This is a genomic window from Acaryochloris sp. IP29b_bin.148, from assembly GCF_028285565.1.
Lineage (GTDB): Bacteria > Cyanobacteriota > Cyanobacteriia > Thermosynechococcales > Thermosynechococcaceae > Acaryochloris.
In genome coordinates, this window is sequence record NZ_JANQOY010000129.1 from 19268 (window position 1) to 39789 (window position 20522).

Here is a 20522-nt window from a genome sequence, read left to right on the forward strand (position 1 = left end):
CGATTCAACGATTTAGACATATGCTTAGCGTTTCTTAATTCCCAAACCTGGTGCTGATCTTCAGCCCGCATCACCTTGTTGCTCAAGGGGGGACGCTTCCAGACAACCGTTGAATAAGCGGGCGCGGATATCAGAAGCTAGACTCTCGCCCTGATCCGCCATCGGAAAATCAATCACCTGGCACATGCAGCCACTGCCAATTGCAACAAAAAACCCCGACCAGGAGCAGTCGGGGAGTAGAGAGTAGCAGAGATGGAGCGATAAACCTAATTAGTGAAAGGAATGGCGTAAAGATAGAGCATAGATATTTCGATATTGAGTAATGCTTGCCTTTCTTAGGATATTAGACTACATCTTTCAACTAGATAAATCTGTAAGTTTAGGTACAGACTCAGAACTTTTTGCTCAATATTGAGGCAAGTATGCAGACAGGTGGAAATTGTTCCAGTCTGGCTAGCCCGTTCAGAATGAATATGCCTGAGTCATGACATCTATTCGTTTGGAGAGATAAGGGCCGAATCGGATGCGCTAAACAACCCCAGCAGAGGGCCAAGTATCGCCCCAAAGACGAACCCACCTGCATGGGCCCAGTAGGCAATACCTCCCCCCTCCATACCAATCGTAACGGGTGCTTCTAAGCTAGCGACGCCGTAAAAGGCTTGCTGCAAGAACCAGAAGCCCAGGTACAAAATGGCAGGAATGCGCAAGGTCGTGAGATAGATTCCTAAGGGGACCAGGGTGAGAATTCTGACTTGGGGAAACCGAAAGATATAGGCTCCCATCACACCTGCGATCGCACCACTCGCCCCGAGAGACGGCACCAATGAGAGGGGATTAAAGAACCACTGGGCCAAAACCGCCAAGGCTCCACAGATGACATAGAACCCCAAGAATCGAACCCGTCCCAGCTGCTCTTCCACATTATTGCCAAAGATCCAGAGGTAGAGCATATTGCCCCCCAAGTGCAAAAAACCACCATGGAGGAACTGAGAGGTAATCAAGGTGCTCCATTCGCCTACATCAGCCATCGAGACACCGCCAAAACTGGTGGTGAGTTCTTGAGGAACGACAGCCCAATGCTGTAGAAATTGGTTGAGTTGGCTGGGAGACAAACTGAGTTCATATCCAAACACCAACACATTGAGGGCAATCAGGCCATAGGTGATATAAGGCGTGATTTGGGTTGGATTTTCATCACGAAGAGGAACCATGAGTCTCTTTCCCTGATCCAAAGCATTAATGGACGTGCATTAATCCGTTGAGCTGATAGCTATCTATCCATCCTTCAGCGGGGGAGAGTTGCCCCCCACTCGACTGATCCACAAATCTACTGACCAGGGATGGGAAGCTCTGGAGGGCTCGGTGGCGCAACATCGGGTGCATCCGGGGGAGACGTTTCGGGTGAACCAGATGGCGCAACTTCAGATGGGCTGACGGCCCCACCCTCTGGCGACTCGGATGCAGGGGGCTGAGGCGTTTCAGGAGCCGGTGAAGTGGTGGTCTTAGACCCCGGTGTTCGGGGATAGGGAACATCAGAAAATCCTAATTCAACCAGCTGCTGATAAGACTTCTTGCCTAAATCGCGAGATGGATTTTGGCTACGAATAATTTCGATCAACAGGGGAATCGCTTTTTCCGGTTTGTTTTGAGCCCGATACACCAAGGCCAGCTGGTAGGTTGATTGATCTCTCAGTTGTGCGGTTTCTAGGGCTTTTTTGCGGTGGCTTTCGGACACCCGTCGGTCAACTCCTAAAAAACTAGAAGTCAAGGTGGAATAGAAATTGGAAAGCTGATTCATGATCTGGCGAGCATCCTTGAGCTTATTGGCTGCCACATCAAAATTTTGGCCGTCATAGGCGCTTTCGGCTTCAGACATCAGGCGTTTTCCAGCGGGAATGCTAAACAGACCACCCGTGATCGTGGGGCTGAGCACTTCAACATTATCAAGAGTAGAGGATTGACCCGGACCAGAACCATCCAGATCACCCGCTTTCTGCGCTTGAACTGATATCGGCAAAAAGGAGATACAAGAGACAGACGCAACCAATAGAGCTAAATATCGGTTACTGGGCATGAATGAGCGGAAGGGTTGCATAAACACTGTTCAATAAACTCTGTTAGGACGCTGATGTAATCAGTTCAGGTTTCGGCCATCTTATCATTTGCCGTCGTAGCAAAGATCTCTGGACTCCTGCACCCCATACGCCAACGTTCTGCTTGACGAGCAGGGCCCACGAAATTGTTCCGTTCGGATCCAGCAAACTAAAGCAATCATCTGCCTAAATCATCAGGTGACTTTGCATTTATGGTAATTTTTACTATAATTAAAACAAGCGTCTCAAAAATAAATTAAAACTTTTCTTTGGATGAGCGCCTAACCCTGATTCTAAAAGGGTTTTATTTATATTTACTAGGAGTCCAAGAATGTTGGGACTGGTTAAGCCCCCTCAGGGAGTCGATCAATCTTTAAACCTCTCTGCCAGTGACTATAATCTCTTAACCGATTTATATCAAGCCACTATGTCTGCTTGCTATTTGAATGAAAATCTTGCAGATATCCCTGCCAGCTTTGAATTAACGGTTCGGCGCTTACCTGCCCAGTTTGGCTATTTAGTCGCCATGGGTTTAGCACAGGTTTTAGATTACCTACAAAACCTAAAATTTTCAGATCGGCAAATTCAATATCTCCAAGAAACCGATTTATTTAGTCATGCCCCATCTCAATTTTGGCGCATGCTAGAAGAAGGAAAATTTACCGGTGACGTGTGGGCAGTTCCGGAGGGAACAACAATCTTTGCCAATGAACCCTTTTTGAGGATTGAAGCGCCGTTGTGGCAGGCCCAGTGGGTCGAAACATTTATCCTCAATACCATCAACTATCAAACCTTAATCGCTACCCGTGCAGCTCGGTTACGAGATGTGGCGGGTCCTGATGCGACGATTTTAGAATTTGGAACCCGTCGAGCATTTGGACCACAGGCGTCTGTATGGGCGGCCCGAGCTGCCTTGGCTGCCGGATTAAATGCGACATCAAATGTCTTAGCAGCCCAAAAGCTAGGCCGACAGCCCAGTGGAACCATGGCCCATGCGTTAGTCATGGCTATGACTGCCACTCAAGGCACAGAACTTCAGGCCTTTACTGCCTTTCACCACACCTTTCCCCAGGCGGCGCTGTTGATTGATACCTATGACACCCTCGCAGCAGCCCAAACTCTGGCGGAGAAGGTTAATGCGGGGGAACTAGAAGTACCGGCGATTCGCCTAGATTCAGGGGATTTGGTGGAATTATCCCAACAGATTCATCAGCTCTTGCCGGAAGCCAAAATTGTGGTCAGTGGTGATTTGGATGAACCAGAAATCCTCCGACTCCGCCAAGCGGGCGCCCATATCCACGGCTATGGCGTCGGCACGAAGCTGGTGACCGGCAGCCCCGTCAACGGGGTGTATAAGCTTGTCGACATCGACGGCAAGCCCGTGATGAAGGAGGCCAATGGCAAGATCACCTATCCAGGGCGCAAACAGATTTTTCGCCAGGTTGATCAGGGGCAGGTGAGTGAAGATCACCTGGGATTAGTCAATGATTCAGCCCCAGGGGGTCAACCCCTCTTGCAGCTGATGATGAAAGCAGGACAACGACTCACCCCCCCAGAATCCCTAGAAACCATTGCCCAGCGCACCTTAGGCTCTGTGCAGAGCTTGCCAGCAGACGTCCGTAGTGTGACAAATCCAGTTTCTTTGCCCATACAGTTATCGACCGATTTGCAAGCCCTAACAGCGGCAACTCGCCGGACATCAAAGGCTGCTTAGCCCTTAACTTCTTGCCCAGTTCGCTCAGATGATTCGATCCATGACAAAAATTGCACTTTTTGGCACCAGTGCTGATCCGCCCACCGTGGGACATCAATCCATTATTGAATGGTTAGCTGGGCTCTACGATTATGTGGCCGTCTGGGCCTCAGACAATCCCTTTAAGCAGCACCAGTCTATTTTGTCTGAACGCCAACGGATGTTGGCCCTGCTCGTTCAGGATTCGCAACAGCGACATCAACAGGTAGGGTTACGGCCTGAGTTAAGTCATTCCAAGACCCTGTTCACGGTGCAGCAGGCCCAACAGCTCTGGCCCCAGGCAGAGCTTACCTTGGTGGTCGGTTCGGATGTGGTGGCAACATTGCCCCATTGGTACGGGGTTGAAACCTTATTCCAGCAGGTCCAGCTTCTGATTTTGCACCGCCCCGATGCCCAGCTCGATCCGAATGCCTTAACCGCCTTGCAACGGTTGGGGGCTCGGTTTGCCATCGCAAATTTTCAAGGCCCTCCCGTCTCCTCCAGCCACTACCGTCATACGGGGGATATCAACGATGTCCCGCCCGCTATTGCCGCCTATATTCAACAACATCATCTGTACTCATGGAACGCGCCCCATCCTCACCTCGACGAAAGCCCTCAACCTCTACTCTTGACTACCCCACCCCAGCCCTAGCAGCGTTTAAGGTTGGCGTCGATAATGTCATCTTTTCGGTAGACACGGCTCAAAACCGCCTGCTGGCTCTGCTCGTCAAGCGCCACAGCGATCCCTATGCTGGCGATTGGGCCTTACCGGGAACCTTGGTGCGAGAGGGCGAATCCCTGGAGGCCGCCGCCTATCGGGTTCTGGCGGAAAAGTTGCGGGTGGAGAACCTGTACTTAGAACAGCTCTACAGTTTTGGTGGTCCCCATCGAGATCCACGGGAAGCCCCCGATAGTTTTGGGGTCCGCTACTTATCCGTTAGCTACTTTGCCCTGGTTCGCTTTGAAGATGCCATGCTGATCGTGGATGAAGGCTGTGAAATCGATTGGCATCCAGTGGAGACTTTGCCCGCTCTGGCCTTTGATCACCCCGACATCCTCGACTATGGCCATCGACGGCTTTGTAACAAGTTGGAGTATAGCCCGGTCGCCTTTGATGTATTGCCCGATCGCTTTACTCTAGCGGATCTTTATCAGCTATACAGCACGGTTTTGGGCACAAACTTTACGGATTACTCGAACTTCCGATCTCGACTGTTGAAATTAGGATTTTTGGCCGATACGGGCGAGAAAATCTGCCGAGGGGCCGGTCGTCCGGCCACGTTATATCGCTTCGATGTGGAAGCCTTTGCCCCTTTTCAGGATAAACCACTAGTTTTTGTGTAGGAACGAGACATGAAGATTGCGATCGCACAATTGAATCCCACCATTGGTGATTTGGTCGGAAATGCTGAAGCTATTGCAGCGGCGGCCACGGCAGCCGACCAGCAGGGGGCGACCTTACTCTTAACCCCAGAGCTATCCCTATGTGGCTATCCCCCTAGAGACTTGTTGCTCGACCCCAGCTTTGTGGCGGCGACCCAGACCACCTTGGAACAGTTGGCCACCCAGTTGCCAGCCAAACTCCATGTGTTGGTGGGCAGCGTGCAGCAGAACGAGGCCCAGGGCGGTAAGCCCCTCTTCAATAGCATTGTCCATGTGCATAACGGTGAGATTCAGCAGTGTTTCCATAAGCATTTGCTGCCCACTTACGATGTGTTCGATGAAGATCGCTATTTTGAACCTGGCAACCAGGCCAATGTCCTGGATCTGAAAGAAGGCAAAATTGGGGTCACCATTTGTGAGGATCTGTGGAACAACTCAGACTTTTGGGAGAAACAGGCCTACGCCGTGGATCCAGTCGCTGAACTGATGAGCTACAACGTGGATTTGATTATCAACTTATCTGCCTCTCCCTTCTGTGTCGGCAAACAAGACCTGCGAGAAGCTATGTTACGGCACCATGCTCAGCAGTACCACTGTCCCCTGATCTATGCCAATCAGGTGGGCGGTAATGACGACTTGATTTTTGATGGCCGCAGTGTGGCCGTCAACCGCCAGGGAGACGTGGTGGGGCGGGCCAAGGGCTTTGCACCTGACTTGTTGCTCTTTGATTACGAGGCCCATGATCTGCTGCCCAGTCGCATTGAGCCTGCGGTCTCTGATATCAATGCTGAAATCTGGTCAGCCTTGGTATTAGGATTGCGAGACTATGCTCAAAAATGTGGATTTAGCCAAGCCGTTCTGGGACTCAGTGGCGGTATCGACTCGTCCTTAGTGGCCGCCATTGCTGCTGCTGCCCTGGGTCCTGAGAATGTATTGGGCGTGCTGATGCCTTCGCCCTACAGTTCTGATCATTCCATCAGAGATGCGGAAGATCTGGCCCAGAACCTAGGAATGCCCACGACACAGTTAGAGATCGCATCAGCAATGCAGACCTACGACCAAATCTTAGGGGCTGTTTTTGCCGGGACTGAACCCGGTGTCGCTGAAGAAAATATTCAGGCCCGGATTCGAGGGAATTTGCTGATGGCCATTGCCAATAAATTTGGCCGTTTGCTGATCTCTACGGGTAATAAATCAGAAATGGCCGTTGGCTACTGCACCCTCTATGGCGATATGAATGGGGGCTTGGCGGCCATTGCCGATGTACCTAAGACTCGGGTGTATGAGCTATGCCGTTGGCTGAATACCCACACGCCACCTGAACTGGGAGCGCAGGAAACCATTATCCCCGACTCCGTAATCACCAAGCCCCCCAGTGCTGAACTGAAACCCGGACAAGTGGATCAAGACTCTCTGCCTGACTATGACGTTCTCGATGATATCCTCTATCGCTATGTGGATCATCATCAATCGAGCCAACAAATAATCGCGGCAGGTCACCCCGCCGCGATCGTGGACCGAATTATTCAAATGGTCAAAAGGGCTGAGTTCAAACGCCGCCAAGCCCCCCCTGGGCTCAAGATTACGGATCGAGCCTTTGGGACAGGTTGGCGTATGCCCATTGCGGCTCGCACCACCCGGCCATCTGCAACAGCTCAGCCTGTATCCGTTGAGAACTAATGGCTAGCCAGTGGCGCAAATAAACTATTGAAGGGGGAGGCTAAGCGATGCCAGCCACAACCAATGCTGCCTTGGCTGTTTCACCAAAAGGTAAGAGGTGATTAATCACTGAATTCAATATGGTGAGCAGGATGGATCCGACGATGGGATCTAAAATTTTGTTTTGTAATCTAAACCCAGGCACCAATGCTGCGGCCAAGGCAAAAATAATGATATTCAGGACAAAGTGAATGGGACCAGCAATCACAACATCTGTGAGCTTTGGCCCTAACTCCAATAGCGCGAACAAAGGCACGACCAAAGCATTCAAGATACCGAAAATAAAAGCGGAAAAGACAGCCTTTCCCGGGCTATCAATTTCTACCCCCAAAAAGGGCAATTTGGAAATAATAAACAGACTAACGGCAGTCACAATCAGTTTCAGGACTAGTCCCAAAATCGTATTGATACCATACGCTAATGGAATCATTCGTCTATCCTCCTCGGATACAGTCTGGGTTAATAACTAACAGAATTGGAGCCACTCGCATAAGTCCCCCAGTGGATTACTCCACATGTAGTGACTACTGTTTTGATTCAGATTCTTAATACTCCTACCGTATTATTTGCTACTAAACCTCAGAATATTTAGATTTGTTTATAAAAAAGCGAAATACTTCGTCATATTCCTAGGCATTGGGATTATCGTTGAGTCACTCAATTCGAGCCATCGTCAACAGCACACCGCTCTGGACCTACTATTGAGAAGCGAGCATCTATGCCTCACGATATTCAAGTCATTACCCTTGATGGACCATCGCCGTGTACTCGATTTTGGAGAAAAAATATCAGCAGATTCAGCGGGAATTATTTTTAGGAATAGGAGCTTTTGGCGGCGTCATTGTCTCAGGCACGCTTTGGTATTGGTTAGTCGAGCGCTGGCCGTTGACGGATGCCCTCTATATGACGGTGATCACCCTCTCCACCGTGGGCTTTATGGAAGTGAATCCCCTCAGCGATCGCGGTCGATTATTTACCATTGTCCTGATTATCGTCGGCGTGATTTGGCTGGGCTATATTGCCAATCGCTTTACGGAAGCCGTGATTCAAGGATATTTCCGCGATGGCGTCCGGCTGCAACAACAACGACGACTGTTGGATGAGCTGTCAGGACACTTTATCCTCTGTGGCTTTGGCCGGACTGGACAGCAAATTGCTCAGGAATTGTCCACCGAAGCCATTCCCTTTGTGGTGATTGATCAAGAGGCTGAATTGATAGAAGCGGCCCAAAATGCTGGCTACATGAGCATTCAAGGTGGAGCCACCAATGATCAAACCTTGCTGCAAGCTGGCATTCAGCGAGCCACTGGCCTGATTACCACCCTGGCCTCAGATGCCGATAATTTGTACACCGTGTTGTCTGCTAAAAATCTCAATGCTCAGATTAGGGCTATTGTTCGAGCCAACAGTGAAGATGCTCTGCAAAAAATGCAGCAGGTGGGCGTAGATGCTGTGGTTGCCCCGTATATGACGGTAGGCAAACGGATGGTCGCAGCCGCACTGCGCCCCCAAGTGGTGAATTTTATGGATGTGGCTTTAACGGGAAGCGAACCAGCTTTCTATATCGAAGAGCTGCTGATTGATACCGATAGCTGTCCATATATTGGCCAGTCCTTGGGAGTCGCAGATGTGCGATCGCAGACGGGTGCATCCATCCTTGCCATCCGCCGAGCCAATGGAGAACTGATTGGTTCGCCCTCTGCTCAAACCAAATTTTGTAGCCAAGATCTACTGATTTGTATGGGTACCACTCAACAACTTCAGGCTCTCAATCAGGCCCTGTCTACCGCAGGATTCAGTTAAGGAGAGGTCGGACTGGGTTGAGGCGTTGGGGTCGTCCCAGGCAAAATGGGTACTGGCTGTCCAGGCAGGGGTTGGTTCGGCAGGGGTTGATTGGGCGCAATGGGCTGAGTAGGTGCAACGGGCTGAGTGGGCGCTCCCGGTATATTTCCTGCTCCAGGCTGATCGACGGAAGGAACGGGCAATAGATCAGGGGATTGTGGATTCTGACCCGGTTGACTTGGCGTCTGCCCTGGAACCGATCCAGGTGGTGTGACGGGATCACTGGGTCTAGTTTCCAACGCCACGCGCTCTCCTCCTACAGAGCGTAAAAGATCTAGGATGGCAACCACTTGGTTGTAAGGGGCCGCGCCATCCGCTTTTAAGATCACGACTCCTTGCGGATTGAGCCTCAGATATCGGCTGACCAGCTGCTTTAATTGAGTTTGGTTGACCGGTTGATCATTGGCCAGTAGCTCCCCCAAATTGCCGACCTGCACTCTAAACTTACTGCTAAACTGAGTCGTGCCTGTTTCGGCGATGGGTAAGTTGAGGTTGATGCCTTCGGGTCTGCTGAGACCCACTGTTCCTAAGATAAAGACCGCCAGCAGACAGAAAACAACATCTAGCAATGGAATCAGTTCGACCTGAATGTCGGCATCTTCATTTTCTAAAAACGTTTTCATATCACAGGCAAACTAAAAATCAACAGGCCACTCACAACTATTCATTGCCCATCGAAGGTGGATCACTTTTGGCCGTTAAGGTTGGCCGGGACTCTGTGGGTTGCAACCAAAATTGTCGATAGACCAGTTCCAGTTCATTACCCATCCGGCGAAAGATGCGAGCCTGATTAAAAACCAGGCCTTGAAAGAAACGGTAAAAGGCTAAGGAAACAATGGCAATTGCCAGTCCTACTAAGGTACTCGTGAGCGCTTGATCGATGCCCAAGGCAGGATTACCGACAATCTGACCAAATTCTTCAAAGTTCAATTTTCCCAAGGAATTTTGAAGACCTAAAATCGTTCCAAACAAACCCAGAAGCGGCGCTAAAGCAATCACCGTTTCTAAAATCTTGCTGCCCTTTTTCATGGCTGACAATTCTTCGTCGGCAGAGGCTTCTAAAGCTAATCGAAAAATTTCAGGTTCCTGGTTCGCTAAACGCAATGGTGTAAACAGAAAGCGGCCAATGGGCTGATTGCTAAATTGTCTAGCTAGGTGAGTCGCTTCATCCCAATCTCGACGAGCAGCATCAATGATTTGTCGTGCTGTTTTTCGCTCGCCTCTGAGCAGATTGCTCCAGAACCATAAGCGCTCAAAAATGGTTGCGATCGCAAAGATAGAAAGTAAGAGCAAGGGCCAGATCGTTGGCCCTACCTTTCCCAGTAGCTCAATGATACTCACGGCGTTCCTTTTGCCTAGCTGACGCTGAGATGAATAATATACGAAGTTTTATGTTCGTTTTTATCTCATCATGAAGTATACGATATAGCATGACTTATTCGTTTGTGAAATAAATCTCACCTACCCTTAATCAATCGTTAGAAGACTCTTTTGAGAATTATCTTCAGCATTATTAAATTCCTCTCCAGGAACAACCTAATTTCCTAAAAAAACTCACAGACAGCCTTTTGGTGGAAATCCACACCCGATGAATTTTTCGATTGCTGACACAATAGAGACGTAAAGGATTGCAACCCAACCTATGAATTTTTCCATCAAAGCACTGTATCAGTGGTACCGAAACAGCCTGCGTAATCCCAAATATCGTGCGTGGATTATTGTTGGAACGTTGGCATACCTATTCAGCCCCTTTGATATTTCTCCTGATCTCTTTCCCATTGTTGGCCAAATTGATGATCTTGCTCTCTTGACATTGTTTATTTCCGAGATATCCCAACTCTGGATCGAGAACTATAAACAGCGCCAGGTTTCAACTCAGCCAGACACGAATGCCTCTAACCCCCATACACCAGATACCTCAGAAACCGTAGATGTTGATGCCGTCCCGGTTCAGGATTGAGGTATTGTAGGTGGGGCTTGATCATCATTCCCCCTACACAATGGTTCCTAATCCTAACTGGTCTCCCATTTGGTTTGAATATTGCACCCGAGTTCAACCCCGACATACCGACTATGCAGGCGTTGTCTGGCATGGCTCCTATATAGAGTGGATGGAAGCAGCCCGCATTGACGCCCTTCGCAGTGTGGGTCTTGAATATGTAGACCTCGTCAAAGAGGGATGTGATTTACCTGTGATTGATCTATCGCTCCGCTACCAACAAGCGATGTGGATGGAAGACACCGTCATTGTCCGATCTCGCTTAAATAAAGTCGAGAAAATCCGTTTATCTTGGGATCAACATATTTTTACCGCCAACCGTGATCAGCCTTGTATCTTAGGCCAAGTGACGTTAGTGCCTTTAAATTCCGAGAGCAAGCGCATCTTACGCAAATTTCCTCCGCGTTTGCAAGATGCTGTAAGTCAAATGTCATCTAAGCCAAGCGCTTGATCGCTAGCCTTGAACAAGCGGGTGATTTAGAACCCACATCGATCATGGTGGGCAGGTTCTATTCATCCTATGCGTTTTGGATATGTGTCCGTTTTCCCATCACCCTGCTTAAGACCCATAACTTAAGATCCATAAAGATTAAGGGTTTCTTGGACAGTTTCTAAAATGAAATGCTACGTTGGAATTAAATTATATCCAGAGAAAAATATTGGGGTTCTTTAGGTGATTTGGATCACCTTTAGGTGTGCGCTTGATCACACCACAATTTGATCATTGTTTTTAATTTATGTTCATGTATGGGCATACTAATCACACGCAAAATAATTCAGCGGGTTTGGGAGCACCTTGAATTAGGAAGCAGTTAATTACTTCGCCAGTGTTTATTGTCCTGATCATTTAACTGTCACCCTTATCATCTCACTTAGAAATCACGTGTATACCCAGTTGCCTCAGCATCAATCTCGCGCAACTTCCAACGCGCAAAGAGTGTACGATCACCTGCTTGCCTGCGTGCGCACCGAATCTCCCCAAGAGGTTTTGCACCGATTTCAATCCCTCTTTTTGGGAACCTCAGGATATCAAGAGCCTGAGATTCGGCAAGCGGTCAATGCCATTGTTAAATCTGCCAGCAAGCAAGAAGAGTTTTCGTTATTTTTCAATCGGTGTTGCTATATTTTGGTGAATCGGTGGCAGACTCAATTGGATTGTCGGTACGCCATTCCAAATTTAATCGAACTATTGGGACAAGCGAGTTGCATGCCCGCTAGCTTAGGGCGAACCCAAACCACAACCCGCCTTCGATTGTTAGTCAAGCAGTTTGTCAAAAGTGCTCACTTCCAACGGTTAAGGCGATTTTCAGACTTTATCAACCCTCGTTCTGCTACCTCTGCTCAACAACCTTTGGTAACGCTGTTACAGCGATATCCCTATCTCTATAAACACTGCCTGGTGTCTCAGGGAGACACGCAAGAACACCAACAAGTGGTGCACCAAGCTCAGATTCAGACGCAGAAAAGGTTTGAACTCGAGTTATCGCTGTATATGACAGATATCTTGAAACGCAGTGCTAGACAGTCTACATCCATCATTCAAACCGTGGGACAACCGAGCACTGGCAGAATTATTCAACCGGTCTATAACCCTACGTTGTTAAGTGATTCTGATCTTCGCAGTTCCTTAAAGCACTTTGTCGGCAAAGTAGATGCTCGCAACACGCATCAAGACTTAGCACAGCACTTTTTAAGACGGCAAGGGGCAGCTCAATCATCCTACAAGCATTTCAAAAAAGACTTATACGAATACTTAGTTGCATCCGTCGATACCAAGTTTGGCCAATGTCGGTTTAACAATCAATTGCATCAATGCTTACAAGAGATGTTTCCAGAAAGCAATGATCGCAACATGAATGACTTCCTCATGGTGCGGACCTGCCAGCAAGTCTTCAATTTCCTGGTGATTGAAAGTCGTCGACAGCCCAAACATTGGATCTTTATGGACCTGATCAACAATATCGGCTCGACCTCAACGATTAGCTTGCTACTCAAGGTTGTTTTACTCTGCAAGAAGGTGAAACCATACCTAGAAAAGCGCTTTGCACTTCTGTTCAGCCACTATGAAACTCACAAACAGTCAACAGTCCAATGGTTAGTCCACTGTTTTGAGAAACTGAACCTGGCTTGGTGCAGTCAGTTTGGCAAGTTTGACTATTCCTATGTATCTGTTCTGTAGCGTTTCTGGCTATCGCTTTTAGCTAAAACTTCAACAGGAATACTCAGTCTGTGGCTCATCTTTATAGGAGCCTCACTTCGTCTCATTTTTTCCGTTTTCTGGTCTCAAAACGACTCAAGAAAGATGACTACTGATATTTGGTAGCAATCTGACCTTTAACCCTGCATAATAAGGAACGCAGTTTTCCTGGGGAACGAGCCATCATGGGACGTGCTAAAAAAGTTGTATTGGCCTATTCTGGGGGCGTTGATACCTCCGTTTGTATTCCATATCTCAAGCACGAATGGGGTGTTGAAGAAGTCATCACCCTTGCTGCGGACTTAGGTCAAGGAGATGAGCTAGAACCCATCCGCAAGAAAGCACTAGATGCTGGCGCTGCTCAATCTTTGATTGCTGATGGCACTCAGCGCTTTATTGCTGACTATGCCTTTCCCGCCATTCAGGCCAACGCGCTTTACGAAAATCGATATCCCCTCTCCACGGCTTTAGCTCGACCCTTAATTGCCAAACTGCTCGTGGAAGCCGCTCAGACCCACGGTGCTGATGCCGTCGCTCACGGCTGTACAGGGAAAGGTAATGATCAGGTGCGCTTTGATGTGTCGATTGCTGCACTGAATCCCGACCTCAAAGTCCTTGCTCCTGCCCGTGAATGGGGGATGAGCCGGGAAGAAACGATTGCCTACGGGGAAAAGTATGGGGTGCAGTCACCTGTGAAAAAATCATCTCCCTACAGTATTGATCGTAATTTATTGGGGCGAAGTGTGGAAGCCGGTCCCTTAGAAGACCCCTGGGTAGAGCCGTTAGAAGAAGTCTATGATCTAACCCAGGCTATTGCCGATACCCCGGATCAGCCTGAGTACGTTGACATTGACTTTGCCCAAGGCCTTCCCACCCAACTGAATGGACAAGCCCTTAGCCCTGTTGCCCTCGTTGAACAGCTGAATCAAGTGGTGGGTAAGCATGGGGTGGGCCGCATTGATATGGTGGAAAATCGCTTAGTCGGCATTAAATCTCGCGAAATCTATGAAGCCCCTGCCCTGCTGGTGTTGATTCAGGCTCACCGAGAACTAGAGAGCTTAGCCCTAACGGCAGATGTCACTCATTACAAGCGAGGGATTGAAGAAACCTATAGTCAGCTGGTCTATAACGGCCTCTGGTTTAGCCCCCTCAAAGATGCCCTAGATGCTTTTGTTCAGCAAACGCAAAAGCAAGTTACGGGCACGGTGCGAGTCAAGTTATTGAAGGGCTCGGCAACAGTGGTGGGTCGCCAATCCTCTCATTCTCTCTATACGCCTGACTTAGCAACCTATGGGGCTGAAGATGCTTTCGAGCACAAAGCGGCGGAAGGGTTTATCTACGTTTGGGGTCTGCCGACTCGGGTATGGTCACAACAACAACGATCCTAAGTGCTGACTCGTATAAACACTCAACAGCCAGTTGCAGTCGTGTGGTTAGCAGAAGCACGTTGCCAAGTTAACGCTGTTAGCCACAGACAGAAAGAGTTCATCAAAATGCCAATCTGAAGTGAACCATTCCTCTCAGCTTGTCAGGCTGTGGTGTCACAATTCTCAGTGCCAAAGTAATATGTTGGTGGTGGTTTGCCGCTCAGTACTTGTTACGCGATGAAACAGTATGATTGATATCCTCCAAACCCTACCCCTTGAACACCATTGTGGCGACCCAGTTTAGGTGTTTTTGAAATCCTTACTGGCCTGGACGGGATTTAATATTTGGAGCCGTCGCTTGATTGCGGCCCTGTTTCTAGGCGGGCAGGTGGTGGTTCATCTACTGAGAGGCAAGATTCACCGCCGCAATACCATTGAACAAATGGCCATCGTGGGACCAGAGTCTCTCTTAGTCGCTCTTCTAACGGCTAGTTTTGTAGGCATGGTCTTTACCATTCAAGTTGCCCGAGAGTTTATCGCCTTTGGCCTGGTGCAAACGGTGGGAGGAGTGCTGGCGCTTGCCCTGACTCGGGAACTGGCCCCGGTCCTAACAGCAGTGATTATTACGGGTCGCGTTTGCTCTGCCTTTGCTGCTGAAATTGGCACGATGCGGGTAACGGAACAAATTGATGCATTACAGATGTTAGATACTGACCCCGTGGACTATTTGGTCGTGCCTCGTCTGTTGGCCTGTACCCTGATGTTGCCGATTTTGACCCTTATTTCTTTGGTCGCAGGTGTGCTTGGCGGTATGGTGGTCGCTGCCGTACTCTATGACATTCCCTATAGTGTCTTTTTAGACTCGGTGCATAGCTTTTTAGGGGTTTGGGATATTTGGAACTCCATGATTAAGGCGGCGATTTTTGGTGGCATTATTGCCATTGTTGGTTCTAGCTGGGGATTGACGACTTACGGTGGAGCAAAAGGCGTCGGTCAATCCACGACTGCAGCAGTGGTGACCGCGCTGGTGTTGGTGTTTATCACCAACTTCTTCTTATCCTGGGTGATGTTTCAAGGTGCAGGGGGGACGGCCTTACAAAACTTGTGAAGCAGAACCCCTTAGAATGGATATCAGTTTGCTCACCATATAAACGTGTAATGGCTGTTTCTCAGGTTTCGAATACACAATCAACGGTCGTTTTGGCGCCCCGCTATTGGGTGCCGATTGGGGGTGCGATCGCAGGCATTCTCCTCACCGTCCTCACCCCTTGGGCTGGGATTCCCGTTATCCTCATCAGTTGCTTTCTTGGATTTCAGGCGGCCACCATCCAGGTTCAATTTACAGCCACGGCCTTTGAACTCTATCGCGGCAACCAACAATTGCGCCAGTTTCCCTTTGCCGAGTGGCAAGATTGGCTAATTTTATTTCCCCCGGTTCCCATCCTGTTCTTTTTCAAAGAAGTCAAAAGCATTCACTTTATGCCCATGCTCTTTGATGCTCGCACGCTATTAACCTGCTTAGAAGAGCGATGCCCCAGATCCTAAGGTATTCTGCTCAAGAGCCATTGTTTTACTGATTCAAGTGGATTAACGTGACTGATTCTTCCGGTATCGCCAACAACACCCCCTCTGTGGAACAACTCCAAAAAGAAGCGCAAACCCTCCGAGCCGATATTGCTGAACTAAGAGGGACCAAAGCTAAACTCCTGGAACAGCAGCTTTCGGCGACCCAAACAGCCCTAGAACGGTTTGCCAATGACCACCTCAAAACCTTAGAAGAGCGCAAGCAAGCCTTACAAATTGCCGTCGATCAGTTGGAGCGTCGCCAAGAACGGGTCCAGACAGAAATGCGCCAAAGCTTTGCTGGCGTGTCGCAAGACTTAGCGATTCGGATTCATGGGTTTCATGACTATCTTGTGACTAGCCTACAAGATCTGGTGATTGCAGCAGAGAAGTTAGAACTCGCCCCTAAAGAAAAAGAAGCCCCCAAACCCAAGACAGTTCCTCAGGCCCCACCAGCCCCCCGGCCCTCCACAGCAGAGCAGCGACCACCACGTTCGGCGGCACCTCGGCAATCTCGCCCCCCTCAACAGCAGTCTACACCTCCTCAGCGGTCGGGTCCCAAATTTGCTACCCAGGAATTTGCGGAAGAAACTCGCCAAATTCGCCAAATTCTCGATCAATACCGCACCAATCCTAATTACTATGGTCCGCCCTGGCAGTTGCGCCGGACCTTTGAACCCATTCATGCTGAGCGGGTCGCAAGCTGGTTTTTTACCTTTGGCGGACGGGGGGCCTTACGGACCTTAAGCAGTCGCTTGCAGAATATCTTAGTCGCTTCTGCCACGATCTCGATTTTGCGGCAGCTATACGGTAGTTCTGTTCGCACCCTGATTTTGGCAGATTCTCCCGAGCGTTTAGGGGACTGGCGCCGGGGTCTGCAAGACTGTCTAGGCATTGATCGCTCAGATTTTGGCCCAGAACGGGGCTTAATTTTATTTGAATCCCCCGGTGCCTTGGCTCAAAAAGCCGATCGGCTCGTCAAGGAACAACAACTCCCCCTAATTCTGATCGATGATGCAGAAGAAGAAGTCAGTTTATCAATTCTGCAATTTCCTCTCTGGTTAGCCTTTGCGCCAGAACCACAGCTTCGCAAGGAACGAGCTACCTTTGATTGGTTTGAATAGCAATCCTGAATATTTCGCGGGTGTGGGAAAAAGACCGCTAGACTAAGCAAGGGCTTGAGTGATCACACAAGGGGTTGGCCTGACAGGTCTTTAGGCAATATCGGGTGTTTTATCTGCATTAAAGAGACAGGTGTCCTGGAGGTATTAGGATTTGGGTCCGTTAAATCATCTATCCCATGGCATTGGCATCGATCTAGGCACTGCAAATACCCTTATCTTCCTCAGTGATCAAGGGATTGTGCTGCGAGAACCCTCTGTGGTTGCCCAAGATCAAACGAGTCAGTCTTTGCTCGCCATTGGCAGTGAAGCAGAGGCGATGTGGCGTCGTAATCCTTCTAGTATCGTGGTTAATCATCCCCTTGCAGATGGGGCTATTGTGGGATTTGAGACCGCTCGGTTGATGCTCAAGCACTTTATCCAGCAAGTACAGAAGGGGCAAACGCTGCTGTATCCTCGGGTGATTATTAGTAGCCCTGTGGGGTCTACCAGTATTGAAAAACGGGCCTTATCCGAAGTCGCTGCCCAAGCAGGAGCGCGGGAAGTGTACTTAATTGATGAACCCCTAGCCGCGGCCATTGGTGCTGATCTGCCTGTAGAAGAACCGATTGGCAATATGGTCGTCAATATGGGAGGCGGCACCACGGAAATTGCGGTCGTCAGCTATATGGGAACGGTCGTGACGGAATCGCTACGGGTGGCAGGCAACACATTTGACCAGATTATTTGCCGCCATGTCAAAAAGAATCATGATTTACTGATCGGAGAGAAAACAGCCGAAACCATCAAAATCAAAATCGGCACCGTCTATCCCCACCCTGAATATGATGCAGCCACGGTAGAGATTTCGGGTCTACGGCTGTTGTCAGGTTTGCCCGGCAGTGTCGTCCTCCAGGGCGCAGAAATTCGAGAGGCATTGGCTGAGTCTTTGGCCCGCATTATTGCGGCCATTAAACGAGTTTTGGAAAAAATTCCACCAGAATTAGCAGCAGACTTAATTGATCGAGGCATTGTGATTACTGGAGGCGGAGCCCAGCTCCGCGGTCTGGATACGCTGATTAGCTATGAAACGGGTCTGGTGGTGCATATGCCGCCGGATCCTCTCAGTTGTGTGGCCTTAGGCACGGGTAAGGTTTTAGAAAATTTCAAAACACTAGAGCGGGTTTTGCAAAAACGCCTTTAAACCCTTTAGCCTGGGCTGCCAGGCATGGAACAATAGAGGGTGAGCGCGTTTGGTCTTCCCTATGGCGATTTGGCTACTTTGTAACGGTGTATTGTTAAGCATTGCCTACTTTTTGGGATCTTTTCCTACCGGCTATTTGCTCGGTAAAATTCTTCAAGGTATTGATATCCGGGAGCATGGGTCTAAATCAACAGGAGCCACAAATGTCTTGCGGACTCTAGGCAAGGGACCAGGCTTAGCCACGTTAGTCGTAGATATCCTTAAAGGGGCAGGATCAGCCGCTCTAGTACGATGGGCCTATACAAACACCACGTTTTTGAGTCAAGCACCTGAGACGACCGATACAGCATTATGGCTATCTTTCTTGGTAATTTTGGCCGGGCTAATGGCGATTTTGGGTCATAGTAAATCTATTTGGCTTAATTTTACAGGTGGGAAGTCCGTGGCGACGGGGTTAGGTGTCCTATTAGTGATGAGCTGGACGGTGGGTCTAGCTGCTATGGGGATTTTCGCGTTGGTTCTATCCTTGTCACGGATTGTCTCGCTCAGTTCAATCAGTGCAGCGATCTCACTACCGATTCTTATGTTTGTTGCCCAACAACCCCTGGCTTACATTCTCTTTAGCATCACAGCAGGTGTTTATGTGGTATGGCGACATTGGGCGAATATTCAACGGTTATTAGCAGGAACCGAACCCCGCTTGGGTCAGAAAAAAGCCGTATCTACTGACGCAACATAAGTTTGGAGTAACCTATCCCTCACAAAGTAGCCATTCCCGAGGACAACGTTGCTCACTCTAGTCTTTTGAGTTTAAGGCTACGCTAAATTTTGCTAATAATGGCTTGGCAATGTGCCATATCCAAAATTTTGCCTTGGACTTTTATAGTAAGAGTTTGCAGCTAGAGCCATCCCCAAAAAGCCCCAAAATACCAGTGCTAGCGAAGCAATAAAAATCAAATTAAAACCAATTTGGATAAAAATTCCGATAGCAATTGCTCTTGAAGCATTCGCAAAAGAGTCAGTGCGTGAAATGCTAGCCGTTAGCAATTTACATAAAAGCATAGCAATACCACCGCTAAAGAAAATTATTCCTAACCATCCCAACCAAAAAAACATGGGTAATATTGCGCCATCAAAAGTAGAAATCTGAGCATAATTAGCCAAGTTGAGACCAATTCCTTTTCCCACGACCTCAGTAATGGCTTTTGCGAACAAGAAATTGTAAGCCACTCTCCTGGTGTACAGACTATTATCTCCTTCAATATCCGACAAGCTACCGACACGATCACTGATGAACGTTGAGAAGGGTTCCATGGTGGTTAAGGGAATCACTAATATTCCCGAGATACAAACCACGCTGACGATTCGTACCTGAAGTTTTGGTTTCAGAGAAGGAATAAACAGCACCAAGCTAACTAGCCAACTTAACCATCCTGCTCTAGCTCGAGACAGCAACAGGGTTAAATATCCAAGGGCAGCCCCCATAAATCCCAGTAGTTTTCCTTCTTGACAAAGGATAAGGATTAAACCTGCTGCCAACAAACCGGCAAACTGCTGGCGTCCTTCTGTGGTACTAAAAAGGCCGAAAGTTGAATCAATCCCCTCAGCAATCTGGTGTTCTTTCTCAATATTGAGTAAATAAAATTGATCCCAGCTGGGCAAAAATAATCGTTGGGCGATACCATAAACTCCCATTACAATTACGCCCCAAAGAAATACACGCAAAATTGTTTTTCGATACAGAGGATAATTATAAGAGGTCGTAAAAAGATGATAGCCAAAGAAAAGAGGCCCTAAAATTTGCAATGTGCCATATATATTGCTATTTAGAGGATTGCGATAAACCACGCCAATCACAAAACCATAAAAAATACTGCCTGCACACAGAACAAAAGGTAAAGCTTGATTTTTATAAAAACGAGGCAAATACTTAACAAATGTAATAATACTGATTAATGCGACTAATGAAGGCGTTAACATAAAGTGACCAGGAGTGAGTGAACCCCTTCTAAAATCAATCAGACGTCTAATTAACGGTCCAACAAACCATAGCCACCAGACAAAGCCCACGTAGAGGTGAGGGTGTTTAAAGTATAGATATCCTCCTAGAGAAACAGAGCCTAGAAAGAAAAAAAGAGCAGCTGACAGACCTACTCCAGCTAAAATAAGTAAGCTCAAAACAAGCGAAAAAACACTAATTAAAATCCATGCCTGTTTTGTGTTAGGCGAATTTGCTAGTGATAATGATGCATTGGTATCCATTAATCAATCAGAAGAGTGTATAGATTCCTGAAACTGCAGTGTGATTGCCTTTTGGTGC

General features: G+C 48.5%; 21 protein-coding genes. 14 read left to right on the plus strand and 7 right to left on the minus strand.

The genetic code is table 11. From position 1 onward, the window contains the following. Positions 1–60: 60 nt before the first annotated feature. From Q0986_RS12115 to Q0986_RS12125, 3 genes are all read right to left on the minus strand, one after another. Positions 61–186, minus strand: a complete 126-nt coding sequence (locus Q0986_RS12115) for a hypothetical protein (RefSeq protein WP_299410459.1) — start codon at positions 184–186, stop codon at positions 61–63. A gap of 305 nt (positions 187–491) precedes the next feature. Further along, entirely contained in the window at positions 492–1211 is a 720-nt protein-coding gene (locus Q0986_RS12120; RefSeq protein WP_299410461.1) for a rhomboid family intramembrane serine protease, read from the minus strand. Positions 1212–1327: 116 nt separating this feature from the next. Beyond that, positions 1328–2074 carry a hypothetical protein gene (locus tag Q0986_RS12125; protein ID WP_299410464.1) on the minus strand — a complete coding sequence of 249 codons (747 nt, stop codon included), beginning with the start codon at positions 2072–2074 and terminating at the stop codon, positions 1328–1330. A 350-nt stretch (positions 2075–2424) separates the two neighbouring features. Here Q0986_RS12125 and Q0986_RS12130 point away from each other — a divergent pair, with 350 nt between their 5' ends. The 4 genes from Q0986_RS12130 to Q0986_RS12145 are packed head-to-tail and all read left to right on the plus strand — an operon-like array spanning position 2425 to position 6891. Further along, positions 2425–3807 (plus strand): nicotinate phosphoribosyltransferase, encoded by a 1383-nt coding sequence (locus Q0986_RS12130; RefSeq protein WP_299410466.1) that lies wholly within the window; start codon positions 2425–2427, stop codon positions 3805–3807. Positions 3808–3847: 40 nt separating this feature from the next. Beyond that, positions 3848–4480: a nicotinate-nucleotide adenylyltransferase gene (locus Q0986_RS12135; protein ID WP_299410468.1), complete on the plus strand. Its 633-nt coding sequence runs from the start codon at positions 3848–3850 to the stop codon at positions 4478–4480. Beyond that, positions 4408–5172, plus strand: coding sequence for an NUDIX domain-containing protein (locus tag Q0986_RS12140; protein ID WP_299410470.1), 765 nt, complete (start codon positions 4408–4410; stop codon positions 5170–5172). Before Q0986_RS12135 ends, Q0986_RS12140 begins: the two co-directional genes overlap by 73 nt. Before the next feature lie 9 nt (positions 5173–5181). Beyond that, positions 5182–6891, plus strand: coding sequence for an NAD+ synthase (locus tag Q0986_RS12145; protein WP_299410472.1), 1710 nt, complete (start codon positions 5182–5184; stop codon positions 6889–6891). 40 nt (positions 6892–6931) lie between these two features. Here the strand turns inward: Q0986_RS12145 and Q0986_RS12150 are convergent, their stop codons facing one another. After that, complete coding sequence (locus Q0986_RS12150) at positions 6932–7360, minus strand: phage holin family protein (RefSeq protein WP_299410475.1); 429 nt, start codon at positions 7358–7360, stop codon at positions 6932–6934. A 332-nt stretch (positions 7361–7692) separates the two neighbouring features. On the opposite strand from Q0986_RS12150, the gene Q0986_RS12155 reads away from it, so the two are divergent. After that, positions 7693–8733 carry a TrkA family potassium uptake protein gene (locus Q0986_RS12155; RefSeq protein WP_299410478.1) on the plus strand — a complete coding sequence of 347 codons (1041 nt, stop codon included), beginning with the start codon at positions 7693–7695 and terminating at the stop codon, positions 8731–8733. On the opposite strand, the gene Q0986_RS12160 is transcribed toward Q0986_RS12155, so the two are convergent. Beyond that, positions 8730–9395: a biopolymer transporter ExbD gene (locus Q0986_RS12160; RefSeq protein ID WP_299410481.1), complete on the minus strand. Its 666-nt coding sequence runs from the start codon at positions 9393–9395 to the stop codon at positions 8730–8732. The two genes, Q0986_RS12155 and Q0986_RS12160, sit on opposite strands and share 4 nt — an antisense overlap. 37 nt (positions 9396–9432) lie before the next feature. Further along, positions 9433–10113 carry a MotA/TolQ/ExbB proton channel family protein gene (locus Q0986_RS12165; protein ID WP_299410484.1) on the minus strand — a complete coding sequence of 227 codons (681 nt, stop codon included), beginning with the start codon at positions 10111–10113 and terminating at the stop codon, positions 9433–9435. 301 nt (positions 10114–10414) lie between these two features. On the opposite strand from Q0986_RS12165, the gene Q0986_RS12170 reads away from it, so the two are divergent. The 9 genes from Q0986_RS12170 (at position 10415) to plsY (ending at position 18941) form a co-directional block, all read left to right on the plus strand. Then, positions 10415–10732 (plus strand): YkvA family protein, encoded by a 318-nt coding sequence (locus Q0986_RS12170; RefSeq protein ID WP_299410487.1) that lies wholly within the window; start codon positions 10415–10417, stop codon positions 10730–10732. Positions 10733–10742: 10 nt separating this feature from the next. After that, entirely contained in the window at positions 10743–11222 is a 480-nt protein-coding gene (locus Q0986_RS12175) for a thioesterase family protein (protein ID WP_299410490.1), read from the plus strand. Positions 11223–11654: 432 nt separating this feature from the next. Further along, positions 11655–12950 carry a hypothetical protein gene (locus Q0986_RS12180; RefSeq protein ID WP_299410492.1) on the plus strand — a complete coding sequence of 432 codons (1296 nt, stop codon included), beginning with the start codon at positions 11655–11657 and terminating at the stop codon, positions 12948–12950. Positions 12951–13153: 203 nt separating this feature from the next. Further along, a complete protein-coding gene (locus tag Q0986_RS12185) occupies positions 13154–14356 on the plus strand; it encodes an argininosuccinate synthase (protein WP_299410495.1) in 1203 nt (400 codons plus the stop codon). Between the two features lie 289 nt (positions 14357–14645). Continuing rightward, positions 14646–15443 carry an MlaE family lipid ABC transporter permease subunit gene (locus tag Q0986_RS12190; RefSeq protein WP_299410521.1) on the plus strand — a complete coding sequence of 266 codons (798 nt, stop codon included), beginning with the start codon at positions 14646–14648 and terminating at the stop codon, positions 15441–15443. Positions 15444–15493: 50 nt separating this feature from the next. Next, on the plus strand, positions 15494–15880 hold the full coding sequence (locus tag Q0986_RS12195; RefSeq protein WP_299410498.1) for a DUF3119 family protein: 387 nt from the start codon (positions 15494–15496) through the stop codon (positions 15878–15880). 47 nt (positions 15881–15927) lie between these two features. After that, positions 15928–17022, plus strand: a complete 1095-nt coding sequence (locus Q0986_RS12200; RefSeq protein ID WP_299410500.1) for a DUF3086 domain-containing protein — start codon at positions 15928–15930, stop codon at positions 17020–17022. Between the two features lie 181 nt (positions 17023–17203). Then, positions 17204–18202: a rod shape-determining protein gene (locus tag Q0986_RS12205; protein WP_366918576.1), complete on the plus strand. Its 999-nt coding sequence runs from the start codon at positions 17204–17206 to the stop codon at positions 18200–18202. A gap of 61 nt (positions 18203–18263) precedes the next feature. Then, on the plus strand, positions 18264–18941 hold the full coding sequence (plsY, locus tag Q0986_RS12210) for a glycerol-3-phosphate 1-O-acyltransferase PlsY (protein ID WP_299410505.1): 678 nt from the start codon (positions 18264–18266) through the stop codon (positions 18939–18941). 92 nt (positions 18942–19033) lie between these two features. Here the strand turns inward: plsY and Q0986_RS12215 are convergent, their stop codons facing one another. Beyond that, positions 19034–20464: an O-antigen ligase domain-containing protein gene (locus Q0986_RS12215; RefSeq protein WP_299410508.1), complete on the minus strand. Its 1431-nt coding sequence runs from the start codon at positions 20462–20464 to the stop codon at positions 19034–19036. Positions 20465–20522 lie beyond the last annotated feature (58 nt).

Bases quoted from the DNA above. Each gene is read 5' to 3' on its own strand.
- Q0986_RS12115 (WP_299410459.1), bottom strand. From the start codon at position 186: ATGTGCCAGGTGATTGATTTTCCGATGGCGGATCAGGGCGAGAGTCTA.
- Q0986_RS12120 (WP_299410461.1), bottom strand. From the start codon at position 1,211: ATGGTTCCTCTTCGTGATGAAAATCCAACCCAAATCACGCCTTATATC.
- Q0986_RS12125 (WP_299410464.1), bottom strand. From the start codon at position 2,074: ATGCCCAGTAACCGATATTTAGCTCTATTGGTTGCGTCTGTCTCTTGT.
- Q0986_RS12130 (WP_299410466.1), top strand. From the start codon at position 2,425: ATGTTGGGACTGGTTAAGCCCCCTCAGGGAGTCGATCAATCTTTAAAC.
- Q0986_RS12135 (WP_299410468.1), top strand. From the start codon at position 3,848: ATGACAAAAATTGCACTTTTTGGCACCAGTGCTGATCCGCCCACCGTG.
- Q0986_RS12140 (WP_299410470.1), top strand. From the start codon at position 4,408: ATGGAACGCGCCCCATCCTCACCTCGACGAAAGCCCTCAACCTCTACT.
- Q0986_RS12145 (WP_299410472.1), top strand. From the start codon at position 5,182: ATGAAGATTGCGATCGCACAATTGAATCCCACCATTGGTGATTTGGTC.
- Q0986_RS12150 (WP_299410475.1), bottom strand. From the start codon at position 7,360: ATGATTCCATTAGCGTATGGTATCAATACGATTTTGGGACTAGTCCTG.
- Q0986_RS12160 (WP_299410481.1), bottom strand. From the start codon at position 9,395: ATGAAAACGTTTTTAGAAAATGAAGATGCCGACATTCAGGTCGAACTG.
- Q0986_RS12170 (WP_299410487.1), top strand. From the start codon at position 10,415: ATGAATTTTTCCATCAAAGCACTGTATCAGTGGTACCGAAACAGCCTG.
- Q0986_RS12185 (WP_299410495.1), top strand. From the start codon at position 13,154: ATGGGACGTGCTAAAAAAGTTGTATTGGCCTATTCTGGGGGCGTTGAT.
- Q0986_RS12195 (WP_299410498.1), top strand. From the start codon at position 15,494: ATGGCTGTTTCTCAGGTTTCGAATACACAATCAACGGTCGTTTTGGCG.
- plsY (WP_299410505.1), top strand. From the start codon at position 18,264: ATGGCGATTTGGCTACTTTGTAACGGTGTATTGTTAAGCATTGCCTAC.
- Q0986_RS12215 (WP_299410508.1), bottom strand. From the start codon at position 20,464: ATGGATACCAATGCATCATTATCACTAGCAAATTCGCCTAACACAAAA.